Here is a 567-nt window from a genome sequence, read left to right as displayed (position 1 = left end):
TCTCGCATTCTGCCCTTTATACGCAATGTTTTATATGGCAAAGGCAATGATGGTTTCTTACAACGCTTTCAAATGCTTGTCTTTCCCGATGAGACAAAAGATTGAAAATGGGTTGATAGACCGCCCAATCAAGAGGCATGGGAAACTTATGAAGGGGCATTTCGTTCTCTTTATGATAACCCCCTTGGTTCACCAGAACACCCTCTTGTGATGCGCTTTTCTGCTGAAGCTCAAGAGATCTTTCGTGAATGGATGCAAAAGATTTTTAAAGAAGCCAAAGAGAATAACCTTTCTGAAAGCTTACAATCGCATCTTTTGAAAATGCCTAAAACCATAGTAAGTCTTGCATTGATTTTTGAATTAACCGAAGGGGGGCGTTTTGAAATCAATAAAGATGCTCTTCAAACAGCCTTGCGATGGGAAAAATATTTGTTAAGTCATGTCAAAAGGCTCTATGCGGCGGCGGATAGCTTAGCAACAGAGGGGGCAAAATTGATTGTCGAGCGCTGTGATCATTTACCCGATGTCTTTACTTTACGTGATATTCATCAAAGAAGTTGGATCGGT

The 567-nt window shown here is 40.7% G+C and carries 1 pseudogene; it reads left to right on the top strand.

Going from position 1 to position 567, the window contains the following annotated elements:
* Window positions 1-567, top strand: a pseudogene (locus tag ACFINU_RS10365) (DUF3987 domain-containing protein); the annotation flags it as partial.

The organism is Bartonella sp. AC130YNZD (assembly GCF_042196865.1).
Lineage (GTDB): Bacteria > Pseudomonadota > Alphaproteobacteria > Rhizobiales > Rhizobiaceae > Bartonella.
The sequence above is the reverse complement of the archived record's forward strand: the minus strand, read 5'-3'. Positions and strand labels throughout refer to the sequence as shown.